This window comes from Nocardia sp. NPDC056100, assembly GCF_042266325.1.
Lineage (GTDB): Bacteria > Actinomycetota > Actinomycetes > Mycobacteriales > Mycobacteriaceae > Nocardia.
Window position 1 is genome coordinate 924,672 of record NZ_JBHJVY010000001.1, and the last position, 15,802, is coordinate 940,473.

Here is a 15,802-nt window from a genome sequence, read left to right on the forward strand (position 1 = left end):
TCACAATGCCGGTCCTCCGATCACGAAGCCGCCCAATCGATCACAAAGCCGCGACCACTTCGCGCGCGGCCCGCGTACCGGATTCGATCGCACCCTCGACATAGCCCGCGTGATCGGCCGCCCGCTCCGTACCCGCCCAGTGAATGGCCCCGGCCGGATCGAATCGAAGCGGTGGCAGCCCGGCGGTGGTGCCGGGTTCGGGCACCGCCATATAGCCTCCGCCCACGTATTCATCGTGGCTCCAAGACTTTTCATGCCAGCCGACCGCCTCGTTCACCTCCGGGCCGATATGCCGGACCAGCGTGCCGAGCACCGCGTCCCGGCGGGCGGCGGGATCCAATCGGTCCAGGTCGCGAGCGGCCGGACCGCCCACGAGCACACATAGGTGACCCGGCCCGCCGGGCGGCGTGGTGTCGAATACCGCGCGTCCGGGAGCATCCAGGATGAGGAATTCCCCGCCCGCGCGCTCGCGCCAGAAGGGCCGCTCGTACACCGCAATCGCCTTGTACACCGAGCCCATATAGCCGGCCGACGCGAGTTCGGCGTGCGCCGTGGGCAATTCGGGCTTGTAGGTGATCCGGTCGAGCAGCGGCGGCGGGACCGTGACGATGACCTTGGCGGCGGTGATCTCGCCCGCCGAAGTCCGCACGATCACACCCGATTCGCCCTGTTCGATCGATAGCACCCGCTGACCCAGACGAATTCGCGCACCGAGCTCATCGGCCAGTCGTTCGGCCAGCGACCCCATACCCTCGACGAGGAGGGAGTCCTGTGCGCCACCGCGCGTGGAGAGCATGGTGAACAGCCCGCCCTGATTCCGGATCATGCGCGCGGCGGCGTGAATCGAGAGTCGATCCAGATCCGCCGTCCACGAGATCGCGGCGATCACATCGAGCAATTTCCGGGTGCTCCACCCCGGCACCCTGGCCAGCCAGGACGCGACGGTCGTCGCATTCCATCGACGCGTTATCCCGGTGCGGGACAACGCTTCCGCGAACAGCAGGATCAGCACGGACAGCAGCACCGCCGGAGCCGCCGCCGGCAGCCGCTTCGAACGATCGATCAGAATCGGCAGCGTCCCGGTGTGCATCGGGAATCGGGTGGCCCCGAGCTCGGCCGCCAGCGCGCTGACCCGGTGATGGTCATGGCCGATCCACTGCCCGCCCAGATCCACTCGCGATCCGAGCGCGGTCGTCTCGGTCAGTGTCCGCCCGCCGACCCGATCGGCCGCCTCCACGACGATCACCTCGATCCCGTGCCGCCGCAGTTCCCGTGCCGCGACCAGCCCCGATACCCCCGCCCCGACGACCACCACCGTCGTATCCGATCCACCGGACTCCATTGCCCGCTGCGGGTCTTCGCCCATCCCTGACTCCTTCCGAACGGCGACCGCCGAAACTAAGTCGTACAACCGACCGACTTTTTTCAGTAAGCCACAGCCGCATGCCCCCGCGCAATGGGAAGGGTTAGTTCGATTCGCCCGAAATGGGCTGCGGATCAGCGAAGCGGATCACCATGTCCACGGCCAGATCGAGATCCCGGCGAGCGCGCTCGGCATCGGGATTCGCCACGTACTGCACGATGAGCCCATCCAGCACGGCCAGTGACAGCCTGCCGAGAGTCTCGAAGTCGACGGCACATCGCTGTCCCGTCGCGCGCGCGGCGCGCTCACAGAACTCGGCCACCAGCGAGGTGTATCGCTCGTACTGCAACCGCGCCAGCCCGTGCGCCCCCTCGGTCCGCGCGGAATACATCGCCAGCTCGTATTGCATGATCTGCACACCGATTTCGTTCTCGACCAGCGCGCTCCAGAAGTTGGTCACACTGCGTCGCAGCACCTGCTCCACCCCGAGCCCCGGCTCGATTTCGACCCGCAGCGACGCGGCGACATCGTCGGTGACGGCGGCGACCACCGCGCGCAGCAGGCTGTCCTTGCTCGGGAACACGTACTGCATGGTCCCCAGCGCGATATCGGCCTCGGCCGCGACCGCCCGCAGCGTCGTCCCGGCCACCCCCACCGCACCGAGCACCCGCACCGCCGCCGCGACAATCTGCCGCTCCCGCTCCGCCGCCTTGACGTACGCCACCCGACCTCCTCCTTCAGCGTCCCGAGTCTCCCACGACAGGACGCCGAGACCCCGAACCGCCCGACGACGCTCGGACCTGCTTGCGGTTCAGGAGAGGACAGGCAGCGGGGGCGAGGGTTCGAAGGTGGCGGGCAGGGCGGTGAGGGCTCGATGGAAAGGGCCTGGACGCCAGGTCAATTCGGTTGCCGGGACGGCCAAGCGGATTTCCGGCAGGGCGTCGAGCAGTTGGTCGATCGCCTCCTGCGCTATCAGGTAGGCCAGGGGGCTGGCGGGGCAGGAGTGCGGGCCCGCGCCCCAGGCCAGATGGGAGCGGTTGCCGGAGCGGTGGGCGGTGGTGATGGCCGGATCGGTATTGCAGGCGGCCATGCTGATGACCACGGGTTGGTGGGCGGGGAGCCAGGTGTGGTCCACCAGGACAGGCTGGCGCGGAAAGCTGATGCAGAAGTTGGCCATCGGCGGATCGTTGAAGAGGACTTCGTCGAGGGCGTCCCGGGTGGAGAGACTGCCGCCCAGCACGCTGCCGCCGAAGCGATCGTCGGCCAGAATCACCAGCAGGGTGTTGACGATCAGATTCTGCTGGGGTTCTATGCCCGCGCCGTAGAGGGTGGCGAGCTGATGGACCATTTCGGTATCGGTGAGTTCGGCCGGATGGTGCAGTATTCGGGTGGTGACGTCATCGCCGGGGTGCTCGCGTTTGTGCAGGGCCAGGCGTTGCAGGGCTTCGATGAGGAGTCTGTTGCCGTTCTCCGCGCCGATGCCCTCGAAGATGGCGCGAAAGCCCTGGGCGGCCTGCGCCGCGATGGCGGCGGGGCAGCCGAGCAGATGGTTGAGCACGTCGAACGCGAGCGGAAAGGCATACTCGCGCACCAGATCCACCGATCCGGTGGCGCAGAAACCGTTGATCAGCGAGATGGCGGTGCGCTCGACCGTGGCTTGCAGACCGTAGCGGTCCACCCCGGCCAGTCCGGCGGTATTGGTCTGGCGGTAGCGGGTGTGTTCGCTGCCAGCGCTGCGCAGCGCGTTGGGCCGCCACTGCATCATCGGCAGCACCGGGCAATCGGCGGGCACGCCCTCCTGCCAGACTCGGGGATCGGCCGGAAAGCGCTCCGGATCGTTGAGAATCCTTACCGCCGTGCGGTATTCGAGCACCAGGGTGGCGGGTATCCCGGGTGCGAGTTCGACCGGGGCCAGCGCGCCGAATCGGGCCCGCATCTCGCGATAGGCCCGATGCGGGTCAGCGGCGAATTCGGGGGTGTACATGGGCACGCGCGGATCGGCGGTGTCGACGGACGCGGCGCGAGCGGGATCTGGTTCGGACATCGAAACTCCACGCGGTGAACGACATACCCCCCGCCGAACACCGCACACCCCGGACGTGGAACCAGGTCACCCTACCCACGCGCACCGACAAACGCGCGGCTATCTCGCCGATTCTGGGAAGAACTGCTACATGAAGGTGCTTTCCTTGGTCAGCCCGAGCGCGTCGTCACCGCCGGTGATGATGGGCTGGCAATTGCCGTATCCCACACCGCCGCCCACCGGATCGGTGATCCGCACGACGGTGTCGCGAATCTGATGCAGGCGGCGGGCATTGTCATGGGTCGAGCAGTCGGCGATCCACTCACCGTCCAAATGTGTTCCGGGGCCCTGCCATTCGCCGTGATAGCGCCCTTCGAAGCCGTGATAGAGCCCGGCTCCCAGGTGGAATCCGGTGTCCGACACCACCTCGATCTCCAGGGTGCGGGTGCCGCCCTCCACATCGGTGGCGTGCACGCGCCCGCCGAGCAGCCGCCGATTGTCCGGGTCGAAGCGCAGTTCCGGGGTGAGGTCCCGCCAGCGCACGGTGCGGCCGTCCGGATATTGCAGGCCGCCCATCACGGTTTTGGACGAGTAGCCGGTGACCTCGACGATCTGATAGTGCAGGTGGATGCCGTACCGGCTGCCGTCGGGGCGTTCCAAAAGCGCCGGGGCCCAGATCATTCGGAAGGACACCTCGGGTGGCAGCTCCATGGCCTGTACATCCGGGCGCGGCTGTCCGACGTCGTAGCGCACACCCCAGGAGTGGTCGCGCGTGGAAACCCAGTCCTGCGGTGTGATCTCGGTGCGCCGCCCGTCGATCTCCACCCAGCCCGAGGCGACGCCGATCTGGTGGTAGCGCACCAGATCCGCGGAAACCCGGTAGCCGCTGCGCATATGGGTGCGGTCCTCGAGATGTGCGGGCAGTTCGGCGGTGAACAGCCAGTCGAATGCGATCGGCTGAATATCGTTGGGCTCCAAGATGAATCGGGTCTGCTTCAGCGGTTCGACCACCTCGTACCGCACCGGCCCGATTACCGTGCGATCCGGTTCGGGCAGCAGTTCGCGATTGGCGCGCACCGTCACCTGTTCGACGCCGCGAGAAATCCCCGCGTACCCGTCCATCACATTGCGATTGGTGTACTTGCCGAGCCCGAATCCCAATTGCAGGCTGCCATCCCGGGCCGCCGCCATCGCGCACACCTTCTCGGTCCAGGACAGATCGCTGCTGGCGACCGTTCCGAAGGTGTCGGCGATCTGATGATGGAAACCCTCATCGGCGGGCAGCAGTGGGCCGATCGATTCACTCATGACATGGGCTTACCGGGCCGGGCAGCGGACCGTCCAACCTCCATCCCGCTCACCGGTGTGCGCGCCGGGCTTGACCTCGACCATGCTCGAGGTTGCACCCTGGAGGCATGACCCGAACCGAAATCTGGAATGCCGCATACGACAACGACACCGCGCCCTGGGTGATCGGCGAACCGCAACCGGCGATCGTGGCGCTGGAGCGCACGGGCGCGCTCGGCGGCCGCATCCTCGAGCCCGGCTGCGGTGCGGGCGAACACACCATCGCGCTGACCCGGCTCGGCTACGACGTGCTCGGTGTCGACCTGTCCCCCAGCGCCATCGACCACGCGCGCGCCAACGCGGTCGCACAGGGCGTGCCGAACGTCGCGTTCGAGGTGGCGGACGCTCGCGAGTTCACCGAACGCCCCGACTTCGCGGGCACTCCCCCGGGCTCCGCACCCGCCTTCGACACCGTCGTCGACAGTGCGCTGTTCCACGTCTTCGGCACCGAACCCGAGATCCGGACCGCCTACGTGCGCAATCTGCACGCGGTCCTGAAGCCCGGTGGCGTCCTGCACCTACTGGCGCTCTCGGACGCCGAACCGGGTTTCGGCCCGCGCATCAGCGATCGGCTCATTCGCGAATCCTTCAGCGAAGGCTGGGAATTGGAAGACCTCCACCCCACCCGTTACCGCGGCCGCGTCACCCCCGGAGTAGCCGAAGCGGCCGCCACCCTCGACGTCTCGCCCGAGGGCCTGGTCGATGTCGCCGCCTGGCAGGCCCGCATCCGCCGCCTCTGACCCGACATCAATCCATCGTTCGGCGGCAAGCGGTATTGCGCGGTGGTCGATCCGGGGCGTGGGCCGGGGCAGCCGGACCACCACCTCGGCCAGCCGCGCAGGGCGCACGCGTGCCAAGCTCCGGCGAGAACCGGGGTGCGGGCAGCCCTCAGCAGGCGCGGGGAATGTGCGGCGAGGCGGTGCGGGCGTGCAGTGCGGCGCGCAGGTCGATGCGGTCGTCGAGGCGGGAAAGGTCACGGCCGGTGAGCTTCTCGATGCGCTCGATGCGATAGTGCACCGTATTGACGTGCAGATAGAGGGCTTCGGCGGTGCGGGTCCAGGAACCGTTGTGATCCAGGAACGCGATAAGGGTGGCACGCAATTCGATGCGGGCCGGATCGTTGTCGAGCAGCTCGCCCAGCACCTGGGTGCTGAAGGTCTCACGCACCGGATTCGGCACCCCGGCAAGCAGTTCGGCCAGCGTGGTGAGATCGGCGGCGGTGGTGACGGCCCGATTCAGGTGCGCCCCGGCCCGGCAGGCATGATCGGCGCGAATCAGGCTGTCCCGCAGTGTCGCAGCGGATTCGACCGAGCCGAGGCCCAGGTGCAGCCCGACATCCGGGGCACAGGAGCGCACGAACTCGTAGCGGCCGATCAGATCCTCGGCCGCGGATTCAGGAATGACGCCGACGGCATACTCACCGCGCGCCGCGACCAACGGCGGCTCCGAAGTGCGGTGTGCCAGCAACTCACTCAGCGCCGCCACCGCCGCACCCGACCTCAACAGGACCCCACCCGGCACTGCCGTTGCGGCCACCGATGCCCCGGGCCGTACCGATGGGCCGCCCGGCTGCGCCGATGTGGTCACTGTCGTCCCGGGCCTCGCTGACATTCCGCCGGGCTGCACCGATGCCTCCCCCGCAGACCCGGACCGCGCAGAGGTTCCACCCGGCTGCGCCGATGTCGCCACCGCAGTGACGATTCGATACGGCCCCGGGCCGAGGGGCTCCAATATCGTTGCTATGGCGGGGTTCTCGATTTCGCCGCGATCCAGCAGCGCGATGAGCGCGGTGGTGGTCTCGGAGCGCCGATCCTGTTCCGCTGCCGCGAGTTCCCGATAGTGCCGCAGTATTTCGGCGACCTCGCGCAGCAATCGCGGTGGCGCGAGTGGACCGGGCAGGCGCAGATACCAGCCGTCGTAGGGCGAATCCGCTTCCCCCACCGGATGATTCGCGCGCTCGCCGCGGCGCAGGCTCCGCACGATGGTCGCGGGCGATTGCACGGGCGCGGCGGAGGAGCGGGCGATGGTGCGCCCGCTCGCGGTGACCAGCGCGCACGGCAGCCCGCCGAGCTGTACGGCGATGCGGTCCAGCACCTCGGTCGGTTCGGCCTGTTCCCGGATCAGCCGGTCCAGTCCGCGCCGCACATGATCGGGCAGGGACGAATGCGGTGAGGCGGTCAGCGCACCCCAGCGCCGCAGATAGATCTCATCGGTAATCGTCCGGAACGTGGTCTCGGCGGGCACCGCCATCAGCACGATGCCCTGTTCGCGGCAGGCGCGCTGCACTTCCTCGGGCACCCCGCCATGGCGCACCACACCCGCGAGCAGGGCCACCGCACCGGCATTCCGCAGGGCGGCGGCGAACCGATCGGCCTTCTGCCTACCGCCGCGCGCGGTCCACCAGACCAGCCCGCTCAGCACCACCTCGCCGTCCCGCAGATATTCGCTGGGGTCCAGCAGATCGGTCGCGGTGACCCCGCCGATCTCCTGTCGCAGCAGTTCGGGACCGCCCCACACCAGCTCCAAGGCCAGGTTCTCCAGTTGCAGCAGGTCATCCACCCGCATGAGCTGCTCCTTCCGCGCGGTCCGCGACGACCGCCGACATCGCATGGTAGATGCCCGCACTCGGTGTCGGCGATGTCTTGTTCGATCCACCGAAATTCGGCGCGGCACCCCCGGAATTTCGTATGCGCACCCGATGGCAGCGGCCCGCACCCCCGCTTGAATCGGGCGGGTCATCGATTTCGAGGGGTGCCGGGTGGATCTGAACACGATCGCGCAGGTGTGCGACGCACGCGAATTCCGCGAGTGGCGACCGGGTGACGCCTGGCTGGGCGGCGGCACCTACCTGTTCTCCGAACCGCAGCCGCATCTGCGCCGCCTCATCGATCTGAGCCGCACCGGCTGGACCCCGCTGCACCGGCTGCCCGATGGCGGGCTGGAGATAGCGGCCACCTGTACGGTGGCCGAGCTGTTCCGATCCACCGAGCGGGAGCTGTTCCGGCAGTGCTGCCATGCGTTCCTGGCATCGTTCAAGATCTGGAATATGGCCACGGTCGGCGGCAATCTGTGCAATTCGCTGCCCGCCGGGCCGATGATCTCGCTGACCGCCGCATTGGACGGCGTATGCCTCTTGCAATCCCCGGCCGGGCTACGGCGGCGGCTACCCGTGCTCGAATTCGTCACGGGCGCAGGCGAGAACGTCCTGCGCGAAGGCGAACTACTGCGGTCGATCACGATTCCCGCCGCGGCGCTGGCCCGCCGCACCGCCTTTAGGCAGGCGTCCCTCTACGGCCACGGCCGCTCGGGTGTCCTGGTCATCGGAACGCTCGACAGTGCGGGCGTACTGCGCCTGACCATCACCGGCTCGACCACCCGGCCGATCCGCATTCGCTTCCACTACCGACCCGGTGCAGCCGAATTGCGCTCTGCCATCGATCACGCGGTACCGGAGCGGGTGTGGTTCGACGATATCCACGGCCTGCCGCAGTGGCGCAGACATATGACCCTGCTGCTCGCCGAAGAGATCAGGAGAGAACTGGTATGAGCTTCGAAATCCAGGTCAATGACCGCACTTTCGACGACCAGCCACGCGCGGGGCAGTGCCTGCGCACCTATCTGCGCGAACACGGCTGCTTCGGGGTGAAGAAGGGCTGCGATGCGGGCGACTGCGGTGCCTGCACGGTGCACGTGGACGGCGAACCCGTGCACAGCTGCCTGTATCCGGCGGTGCGCGCCGACGGCCACAGCGTCACCACCGTCGAGGGGCTCGCGCGCGATGGCGAACTGCATCCGGTGCAGCGGCGATTCCTGGACGCGCAGGGCTTCCAATGCGGTTTCTGCACGGCGGGTTTCCTGATGACCACAGCGAAACTCGATGAATCGCAGCTCGCGGATCTCCCCCGCGCGCTGAAGGGAAATCTGTGCCGCTGCACCGGATATCGCGCCATCGAGGATGCCATCGAGGGCGTGCGCCACACCGAGGAACCCGAGGCCGGTGCGGCGGTCGGGCGCAATCTCGGCGCACCCGCCGGACCGCAGGTGGTCACCGGAACCGCCCGGTACACCTTCGATATCGAGATTCCCGGGCTGCTGCATATGAAGCTGTTGCGCTCCCCGCACGCACACGCCCGCATTCTGCGTATCGATACCGAGGCGGCGCAACGCGTTCCGGGCGTGTACGCGGTGCTGACCCATCACGATGCCCCCGAACGCCTGTATTCGAGTGCGCGCCATGAACATCCCGAGGAGGATCCCGACGACACCCGCGTCCTGGACGATGTGGTCCGCTATGTCGGACAGCGGGTGGCCGCGGTGGTCGCCGACAGTGAGGCCGCTGCCGAGGAGGGCTGCCGCCGCATCGAGATCGAGTACGACGTGCTGCCGTACGTCCTGGACCCGGAGGAGGCGATGGGCCCGGACGCGCCCCGGGTGCACGCCAAGGATGCGAAGATCGCGCGCATCGCCCGGCCCGAATCCAATGTGGTGGGCGAAGTGCATGGCGAGATCGGCTCGGTGGCAGCGGGTTTCGCCGAGGCTGCCGTCATCTACGAGGAGACCTTCCGCACCCAGCGCGTACAGCACGCGAGCCTGGAAACCCATGGCGCGGTGGCCTGGTTCGACGAGGACGATCGGCTCGTGGTGCGCTCCAGCACGCAGACGCCATTCCTGACCAGGCGCGCTCTATGCGCCCTCTACGATTTGCCGCTCGAGCAGGTACGAGTGGTGGCCGGACGCGTCGGCGGCGGTTTCGGCGGCAAACAGGAAATGCTCGTCGAGGACATCGTGGTGCTCGCGGCCCTGCGACTGCGCCGACCGGTGAAGCTGGAATACACACGCGCGGAACAGTTCTACGGTGCGACCACCCGGCATCCGTTCACCGTTCGGGTCAAGGCGGGCGCACGCCGTGACGGCACGCTGTGCGCCCTCGAAGCCCGCATCGTCTCCAATACCGGGGCGTACGGAAACCACGGTCCCGCGGTGCTCTTCCACTCGGCGGGCGAATCCTTCGGCGTCTACCGCTGCCCGAACAAGAAGGTCGACGGTTATGCCGTCTACACCAATACCGTTCCGGCGGGGGCGTTTCGCGGCTACGGCCTGGGCCAGGTGGTGTTCGCCATGGAATCGGTGATGGATGAGCTGGCCCGTCGCGTCGGCCTGGACCCGCTGGTCTTCCGCGAGCGGAATATGATCGGCCCCGGCGAGCCGATGAACACCCCCGGCGGGCATGAGGAGGATCTGCATATCGCCAGCTACGGGCTCGATCAATGCCTGGGCATCATCCGTACCGCGCTGGCCGATCCCTTTCCGCCCGCACCACCGGGCTGGCGCACCGGCACTGGCTTCGCGCTGTCCATGATCGCGACCGGGCCGCCGGGCGGTCATTTCGCCGATGCTCGAATCACCCTGCTGCCCAATGGCACCTACGATCTCGCGGTCGGCACAGCCGAATTCGGCAATGGCACCACCACGGTGCATCGCCAGATCGTCGCGCAGGAGCTGGGCACCACGGTGGATCGGGTGCGGATCAGACAGTCCGATACCGATGTGGTCGGTCATGACACCGGGGCCTTCGGTTCCACCGGCACCGTGGTGGCGGGTAAGGCCGTGCTGCACGCGGCGCGGGCCATGGCCGAGGTGCTGATCACGCGCGCTGCCGCGCACCTGGGTGCCGAACCGTCGCACTGCCGGGTGACCGAGCACGCCGTGGTGGCGGGCTCGCGGCGAGTATCACTCCAGGTGCTGTGCAGCGTCGCGGCCATCGATGGTGAAACCCTTGTCGCGGAGGGGCATTGGGGTGGCACACCGCGTTCGGTCGCCTTCAATGCCCAGCTGTTCCAGATCGCGGTCGACCCCGATTCCGGTGAGCTCCGCATTCTGCGCAGCGTGCACGCGGCGGATGCGGGCAAGGTAATGAACCCGCTGCAGTGCCGAGGACAGGTGGAGGGCGGTGTCGCCCAGGCTTTGGGCGCAACGCTTTTCGAGAATGTGCGGATCGACGAGCGCGGCGAGGTCAGCACCGCCGCGTTCCGCCGCTATCGTCTGCCCGCCTTCGCCGATATCCCGCGCACCGAGGTCACCTTCATGGAGACCTCCGATGCCATCGGCCCGCTGGGCGCGAAATCCATGAGTGAGAGCCCGTTCAATCCGGTGGCCCCGGCGCTGGCGAACGCCCTGCGCGATGCCACCGGCATCCGGTTCACCGAACTTCCGGTCACCCGGGATCGCATCTGGCTGGCGCTGCATCACAGGCAAACTCGGCAGTTGCCGGGGCCCACGATAAGCCGTGCGCCTATTTCCCGATCCGATCTGGCCAGGCTCGTCGAACCGCTCGCCGATGACGTCGTGGAATGAGAATTCGACACAAACCGCGAAGTATCTTTCGCACCGCGAAACAAATGCGCTGCCGGATCGCTGCGAAAGGGGCCGGAAGGGCCGATACCGGCGGAAAATTCATGTAAGGCCCCTCGACAGATCCGTGGCCTACGCGCCGGAAAGTGATAGCTTTTCTCTATGGCCTGTGCGCGTGCCGGGCCGCTGGAACATTCAGGGAGATAACGTGTCACGGGCTGTGCGAGTCGCCACCGCAGGGGTTTGCGGTGGAATTCTGGGGTTGGTCTCATGCCTGGTCGGCGTGGGCCCCGCACAGGCCGATGATTCCCCCGGTCCCGCGGTCGTCGACGGTACCGCGTATTTCGCACTCGGCGGCTGGAACTGTTCGATCGATCCGGGCGGCGTCATCGGCTGCGATCTCGCCACACCGGCGGCCGCCATGAACGTCCTGTACTTCGGCACGCAGATATCGCTGCCGAATGTTCCGGCCATTGTGCTGGACTCGGCCGCATTACCGGCTCGCCCGCAATGGAATTCGAATGGCAGCCATACGCTGCCGGGCGGGAATCCGGCGCTGCAGCGCCTGCCCGCGGCCACCTACCACGATCCCCAATACTCCATCACCCACGCCGGGGCGACCTGTCAGATCACCTTCAACGGCACCGCCGTCTGCACCTCACTGGGGCACGGGTTCAGTCAATGGGGACCAGTGCCCAATGGCTACTGATCCCCATGATTCACCGATTACCGGTACCAGACGCCGGAATCCCAGTCGCCGTAGTCCCAGACGTTGAAGTCGTAGCGACTATGCGCGCCACCGAACAGATAACCCCACCAACCGGCCGAGGTATCGCAGATCTGGTCATCCCGGTTGCAGACGGTCAGGGTCGGGAAACCGCCGAACCAATCGTCTACGCCGGCCAGTGGATAACCGATGATTCCGCTGCCGGGAGTCGAGGCGAGACCGCCCCAACCGGGTCCCGGAGCGCGCTTGGGATCCGCCAGCAGAATGGCATTGGCATTGTCGACTCCCTGATGCGCGGTAACCCAGGCGTGGACCAGGCCCGCGCCCTCGCTGTGCCCGATGATCCGGATGTGGTCGCCGGGGCACTGATTGCGATGCTGCCAGAACAGCCGGTCGAGTTCGTTCAACCCCGACATCGGGTCGGCGGAGTTGTAGCCCACGGGCTGATTCACGAATGGCGCGAATACCGAGGAGGAGTTGTCACCGAGTCCGCCGATGCCGATGGCCCAGTCGCCAAGGCACTCATCGGCATTCGCCCGCGGAGTCGTAACATAGGTAATGGAAAAGAGGACTGCCAACAATAATGCGGCGAAGAGCGCCGTTGCTCTACGCATGATCGTACTTCTTCACATATCGAGCTCTCCGGGTCGTGCCCGGCTTGACACCTATGTACCCAGAAGTTGCTGGCGTTCTTGATTTCTGCCGAAACAGTTACCTCGCACGCATTTTCGTAGGCCGTACCGAAATGAGCGGATACCGCACGGTCTGAACCGTCCGCCGCCGGACCGAGCGGTTAGCCTGGACGGGTGGGAACCATGAACTTCGGTGGCACCGGCACCGATTCGGGGTGGGACTTCGCGGCGGCGGGCCCTGCCGGCGGAGCCGCGATGATCGGCTACCGCGATCTCGGCACGGGCGGAATGGATCTCCGCGTCGCCGGGACCGCCGCGGTCACCCTGGTGGTCGAATTCGGCGGGCGCGGGCTGAGTATCGATGACGCCGCCGGACCGCGCAGGCTCGGTGGGTTCATCGCGGGGCTCGGCATGGACGCCATGCGAGTCGGCGGGGACGGGGTGCGGTGCGTGGAGGTCCGGTTGTCACCGGCGCGGGCCTATTCGGTGCTCGGCATCTCCCCGCGCGAGTTGGGGCGCGAAGTCGTTGATCTCGAGGATCTTTGGGGTGGGCGAGCGCTGCTGCTGCGGGAAGAGCTTGCGGCGCGGGACAGTTGGCGGGAACGCTTCGCGTTGACGGAAACGTTTCTGGCGCAGCGCGATAGACCGCTGCGCGCACCCGATCCGGAGGTGCTGGCGGGATGGGCTCGAATACTCGGCTCCGGCGGGCAGGTGCGGGTGGGCGCGCTCGCGGAATCGGTGGGGTGGAGCTATAAGCGGCTGTGGGGGCGGTTCGAATCGCAGATCGGGTTGACGCCCAAGCGGGCGGCGATGCTGGTGCGGTTCCGGGCCGCCGTGGACGGGTTGCTGGCGGGGCGGGCTGCCGCGGATGTGGCGGCGACGTGCGGATATGTCGATCAGGCGCATCTGTGCCGGGATGTGTCGATGTTCGCCGATCGCACGCCGGGATCGTTGACGGTGGATTATCTGCCCGCGATCGCCGAGCAGCGGTATCGGGCCTGGGGAAGATTCGTACAAGACCGGGCGGGGGCGCTCGGCCCATAGTCGGTCCGTGACCACAACATTCGAGCCCGACAAGCTACAGGGCGCACTGACCGATATTCACGACGCCGGAATGCCCGGGGTCTTCGCCGAGGTCCGCAACCATGACCAAATCTGGTGCGGGGCAGCCGGAGTCGCCGATCTCGCCACCGGGCGAGGTGTGACCGCCGATATGCGGCATCGCGTCGGCAGCATCACCAAGACGTTCACCGCGGCCGCGGTACTGCAATTGGTGGACGACGGCGAGATAGACCTCGACACGGCCATCGGCCACTACCTGCCGGACCTGGTTCCCGGCGAACGCGGCAACGCGATCACCGTTCGCATGCTGATCAACCACACCAGCGGACTGGCCGAATACCTGCCCTACGCCTATCCTTCGCTCGCCGCCTTCCCGAACCTGGCGAAAACCACCCCGGCGAGCCTGGATGACAACCGGTTCACCAGGTTTCAGGCGACCGATCTGATCGCGATGGGCGTCGCCGCGCCCGCCACCGGACAGCCCGGCATCCCGCCGGGCGTGTACTCGAACACCAACTACCTGCTGCTGTGCCAACTGCTGGAATCGATTACGGGCACCTCGGCCGAAAAACTCATCACCCGCAATGTCATCGAGCGTGCCGGGCTGCGCGATACCGAACTCCCGCTGGGCCTGACCGTCAACGGCCCGCATTCCCTGCACTACGAGTCCTGGTTCGGCATGATCGACCCGCCGCGCGACTACAGCGTCTACAACATGTCCTGGGTCGGCCCCGCGGCCTCACTGATCTCGACCGTCTCGGATCTGAACCGCTTCTTCGCACTACTGCTGGCCGGGGAGATCATCAGCCCATCGGCACTCGAGCAGATGCAGCGAACCGTCCCGGTCATCTCCTTCGAGGGAAAGACCATCGACTACGGCCTCGGCCTGCACAAAACCACCATCCCCGGCCGCGGAATCCATTGGGGCCATGACGGTTCCGTCTGGGGCGGCGGCGCGATATCCCTGACCAGCGCCGACGGCACCCGCCAACTCTCCGCCGCCGTCAACCTGCAACGCTGGAACCCCCTCGACCCCACCGGCAAACCCCACCCCCACCCCATCGACCACGCCCTCGCCACCTTCACCCACCTGGCCCTGGGCGGTTGAAATATACAACCGCCCAGTTTCGCGGTCCGCGATCCATGCGCCGTGGTTAGGTATCGGGGCGGACTGCGTCGTGTCCGCGTGAGATAGAGAACCGGGGACCGGATTGAAACGCCGAGTAGTAAGGCGCGCACTGTCTTTTGGAACGATAGGCGTGCTGCTGGCAGCGGGTATTACGGTTTTCGGGGCGGGCGAGGGCGCGGCGGGCCCGAGTGACCCGATCGTCGCGGACCGGGCCCTACTCGCCGATCCCGTTGCCGCCGATGGATCACGGATCGACTCGGTATCGGTCGACGGACGGAATCTGACACTCCAGGTTCATTCGACGGCGATGGACAGGGACATCACGGTCAAGGTGCAGCGCCCCGCCGACGCGTCCGCGCCGCGCCCCGTGCTCTATCTGCTCAATGGGGCCGGTGGCGGCGCGGATATCGCCACCTGGTGGCGCAATACCGATGTCGGCGATTTCCTGGCCGCCCAGGATGTCAATGTGGTGATGCCGATCGGCGGCGCGTTCAGCTACTACACCGATTGGCAGCGCGACGATCCGGTGCTCGGCCGCAACAAATGGCGCACCTTCCTGCTGGAGGAATTGCCGCCACTGATCGATCCGGCGCTGGGCACCAACGGGATTCAGGCCATCGCGGCCAATTCCATGACGGTGACCGCGATTCTGCAGCTGGCCGAGGCCGAACCGGGCTTCTACCGCGCCGTCGCGGGTTACAGCGGCTGCGCGCAGATCGCCGATCCGATCGGTAAGCAGTTCACCAAGCTCGTCGTCGAAACCTGGGGTAAGGGCGATACCCGGAATATGTACGGCGACAACGACGATCCGGCCTGGGCCGCCAACGATCCGGTCCTGAACGCCGAACAGCTGCGTGGCACCCGGCTGTACCTCTCCAACGGCAACGGTCTGCCCGGACCGCACGATCGGACCGATGACGCGTACCTGTTGAACCCGACCCCGCTCGGCCTGGCCAACCAGCTCGTGACCGGCGGTGTCATCGAAGCCGCGGTGAACTGGTGCACCCGCAATCTGCAAGTCCACCTGAATGAACTGGGCATCCCCGCGACCTGGGATCTCCAGCCCACCGGTACGCATTCCTGGGGTTACTGGCGCGATGCCTTCCACCGATCCTGGCCGGTACTCGCCGACGGGCTCGGATTGCCGAGCTGACATCGGCCCGGAGTG

13 protein-coding genes are annotated in these 15,802 nt (G+C 67.1%); 7 read left to right on the forward strand and 6 right to left on the reverse strand.

The genetic code is table 11. From position 1 onward, the window contains the following. Positions 1-40: 40 nt before the first annotated feature. The 4 genes from ACFC0O_RS04355 to ACFC0O_RS04370 form a co-directional block, all read right to left on the reverse strand. On the reverse strand, positions 41-1,366 hold the full coding sequence (locus ACFC0O_RS04355; RefSeq protein ID WP_375953737.1) for a flavin monoamine oxidase family protein: 1,326 nt from the start codon (positions 1,364-1,366) through the stop codon (positions 41-43). A gap of 100 nt (positions 1,367-1,466) precedes the next feature. Further along, the gene (locus ACFC0O_RS04360; protein WP_375953739.1) at positions 1,467-2,087 is read right to left on the reverse strand and encodes a TetR/AcrR family transcriptional regulator; all 621 of its coding nucleotides are present in this window, start codon (positions 2,085-2,087) and stop codon (positions 1,467-1,469) included. 87 nt (positions 2,088-2,174) lie between these two features. Further along, the gene (locus ACFC0O_RS04365) at positions 2,175-3,407 is read right to left on the reverse strand and encodes a cytochrome P450 (RefSeq protein WP_375953741.1); all 1,233 of its coding nucleotides are present in this window, start codon (positions 3,405-3,407) and stop codon (positions 2,175-2,177) included. Positions 3,408-3,533: 126 nt separating this feature from the next. Then, positions 3,534-4,694 (reverse strand): hypothetical protein, encoded by a 1,161-nt coding sequence (locus ACFC0O_RS04370; RefSeq protein ID WP_375953743.1) that lies wholly within the window; start codon positions 4,692-4,694, stop codon positions 3,534-3,536. Positions 4,695-4,801: 107 nt separating this feature from the next. Here ACFC0O_RS04370 and ACFC0O_RS04375 point away from each other — a divergent pair, with 107 nt between their 5' ends. Further along, positions 4,802-5,473 carry a class I SAM-dependent methyltransferase gene (locus ACFC0O_RS04375; RefSeq protein WP_375953745.1) on the forward strand — a complete coding sequence of 224 codons (672 nt, stop codon included), beginning with the start codon at positions 4,802-4,804 and terminating at the stop codon, positions 5,471-5,473. A gap of 148 nt (positions 5,474-5,621) precedes the next feature. Here the strand turns inward: ACFC0O_RS04375 and ACFC0O_RS04380 are convergent, their stop codons facing one another. Further along, on the reverse strand, positions 5,622-7,298 hold the full coding sequence (locus tag ACFC0O_RS04380) for a helix-turn-helix domain-containing protein (RefSeq protein WP_375953747.1): 1,677 nt from the start codon (positions 7,296-7,298) through the stop codon (positions 5,622-5,624). A gap of 193 nt (positions 7,299-7,491) precedes the next feature. Here ACFC0O_RS04380 and ACFC0O_RS04385 point away from each other — a divergent pair, with 193 nt between their 5' ends. The 3 genes from ACFC0O_RS04385 (at position 7,492) to ACFC0O_RS04395 (ending at position 11,793) form a co-directional block, all read left to right on the forward strand. Beyond that, positions 7,492-8,280 carry an FAD binding domain-containing protein gene (locus tag ACFC0O_RS04385; protein ID WP_375953749.1) on the forward strand — a complete coding sequence of 263 codons (789 nt, stop codon included), beginning with the start codon at positions 7,492-7,494 and terminating at the stop codon, positions 8,278-8,280. Further along, the gene (locus ACFC0O_RS04390; RefSeq protein WP_375953751.1) at positions 8,277-11,087 is read left to right on the forward strand and encodes a molybdopterin-dependent oxidoreductase; all 2,811 of its coding nucleotides are present in this window, start codon (positions 8,277-8,279) and stop codon (positions 11,085-11,087) included. The genes ACFC0O_RS04385 and ACFC0O_RS04390 overlap by 4 nt, the downstream gene beginning before the upstream one ends. A 205-nt stretch (positions 11,088-11,292) precedes the next feature. Next, positions 11,293-11,793 carry a hypothetical protein gene (locus tag ACFC0O_RS04395; protein ID WP_375953753.1) on the forward strand — a complete coding sequence of 167 codons (501 nt, stop codon included), beginning with the start codon at positions 11,293-11,295 and terminating at the stop codon, positions 11,791-11,793. A 17-nt stretch (positions 11,794-11,810) separates the two neighbouring features. Here ACFC0O_RS04395 and ACFC0O_RS04400 read toward each other — a convergent pair whose 3' ends face one another. Then, positions 11,811-12,425: a hypothetical protein gene (locus ACFC0O_RS04400; protein ID WP_364632104.1), complete on the reverse strand. Its 615-nt coding sequence runs from the start codon at positions 12,423-12,425 to the stop codon at positions 11,811-11,813. A gap of 201 nt (positions 12,426-12,626) precedes the next feature. Here ACFC0O_RS04400 and ACFC0O_RS04405 point away from each other — a divergent pair, with 201 nt between their 5' ends. The 3 genes from ACFC0O_RS04405 (at position 12,627) to ACFC0O_RS04415 (ending at position 15,787) form a co-directional block, all read left to right on the forward strand. Beyond that, complete coding sequence (locus ACFC0O_RS04405; RefSeq protein ID WP_375955930.1) at positions 12,627-13,487, forward strand: helix-turn-helix domain-containing protein; 861 nt, start codon at positions 12,627-12,629, stop codon at positions 13,485-13,487. Positions 13,488-13,494: 7 nt separating this feature from the next. Further along, a complete protein-coding gene (locus tag ACFC0O_RS04410; RefSeq protein ID WP_375953755.1) occupies positions 13,495-14,613 on the forward strand; it encodes a serine hydrolase domain-containing protein in 1,119 nt (372 codons plus the stop codon). A gap of 157 nt (positions 14,614-14,770) precedes the next feature. After that, positions 14,771-15,787, forward strand: coding sequence for an alpha/beta hydrolase (locus tag ACFC0O_RS04415; protein WP_375955933.1), 1,017 nt, complete (start codon positions 14,771-14,773; stop codon positions 15,785-15,787). Positions 15,788-15,802 lie beyond the last annotated feature (15 nt).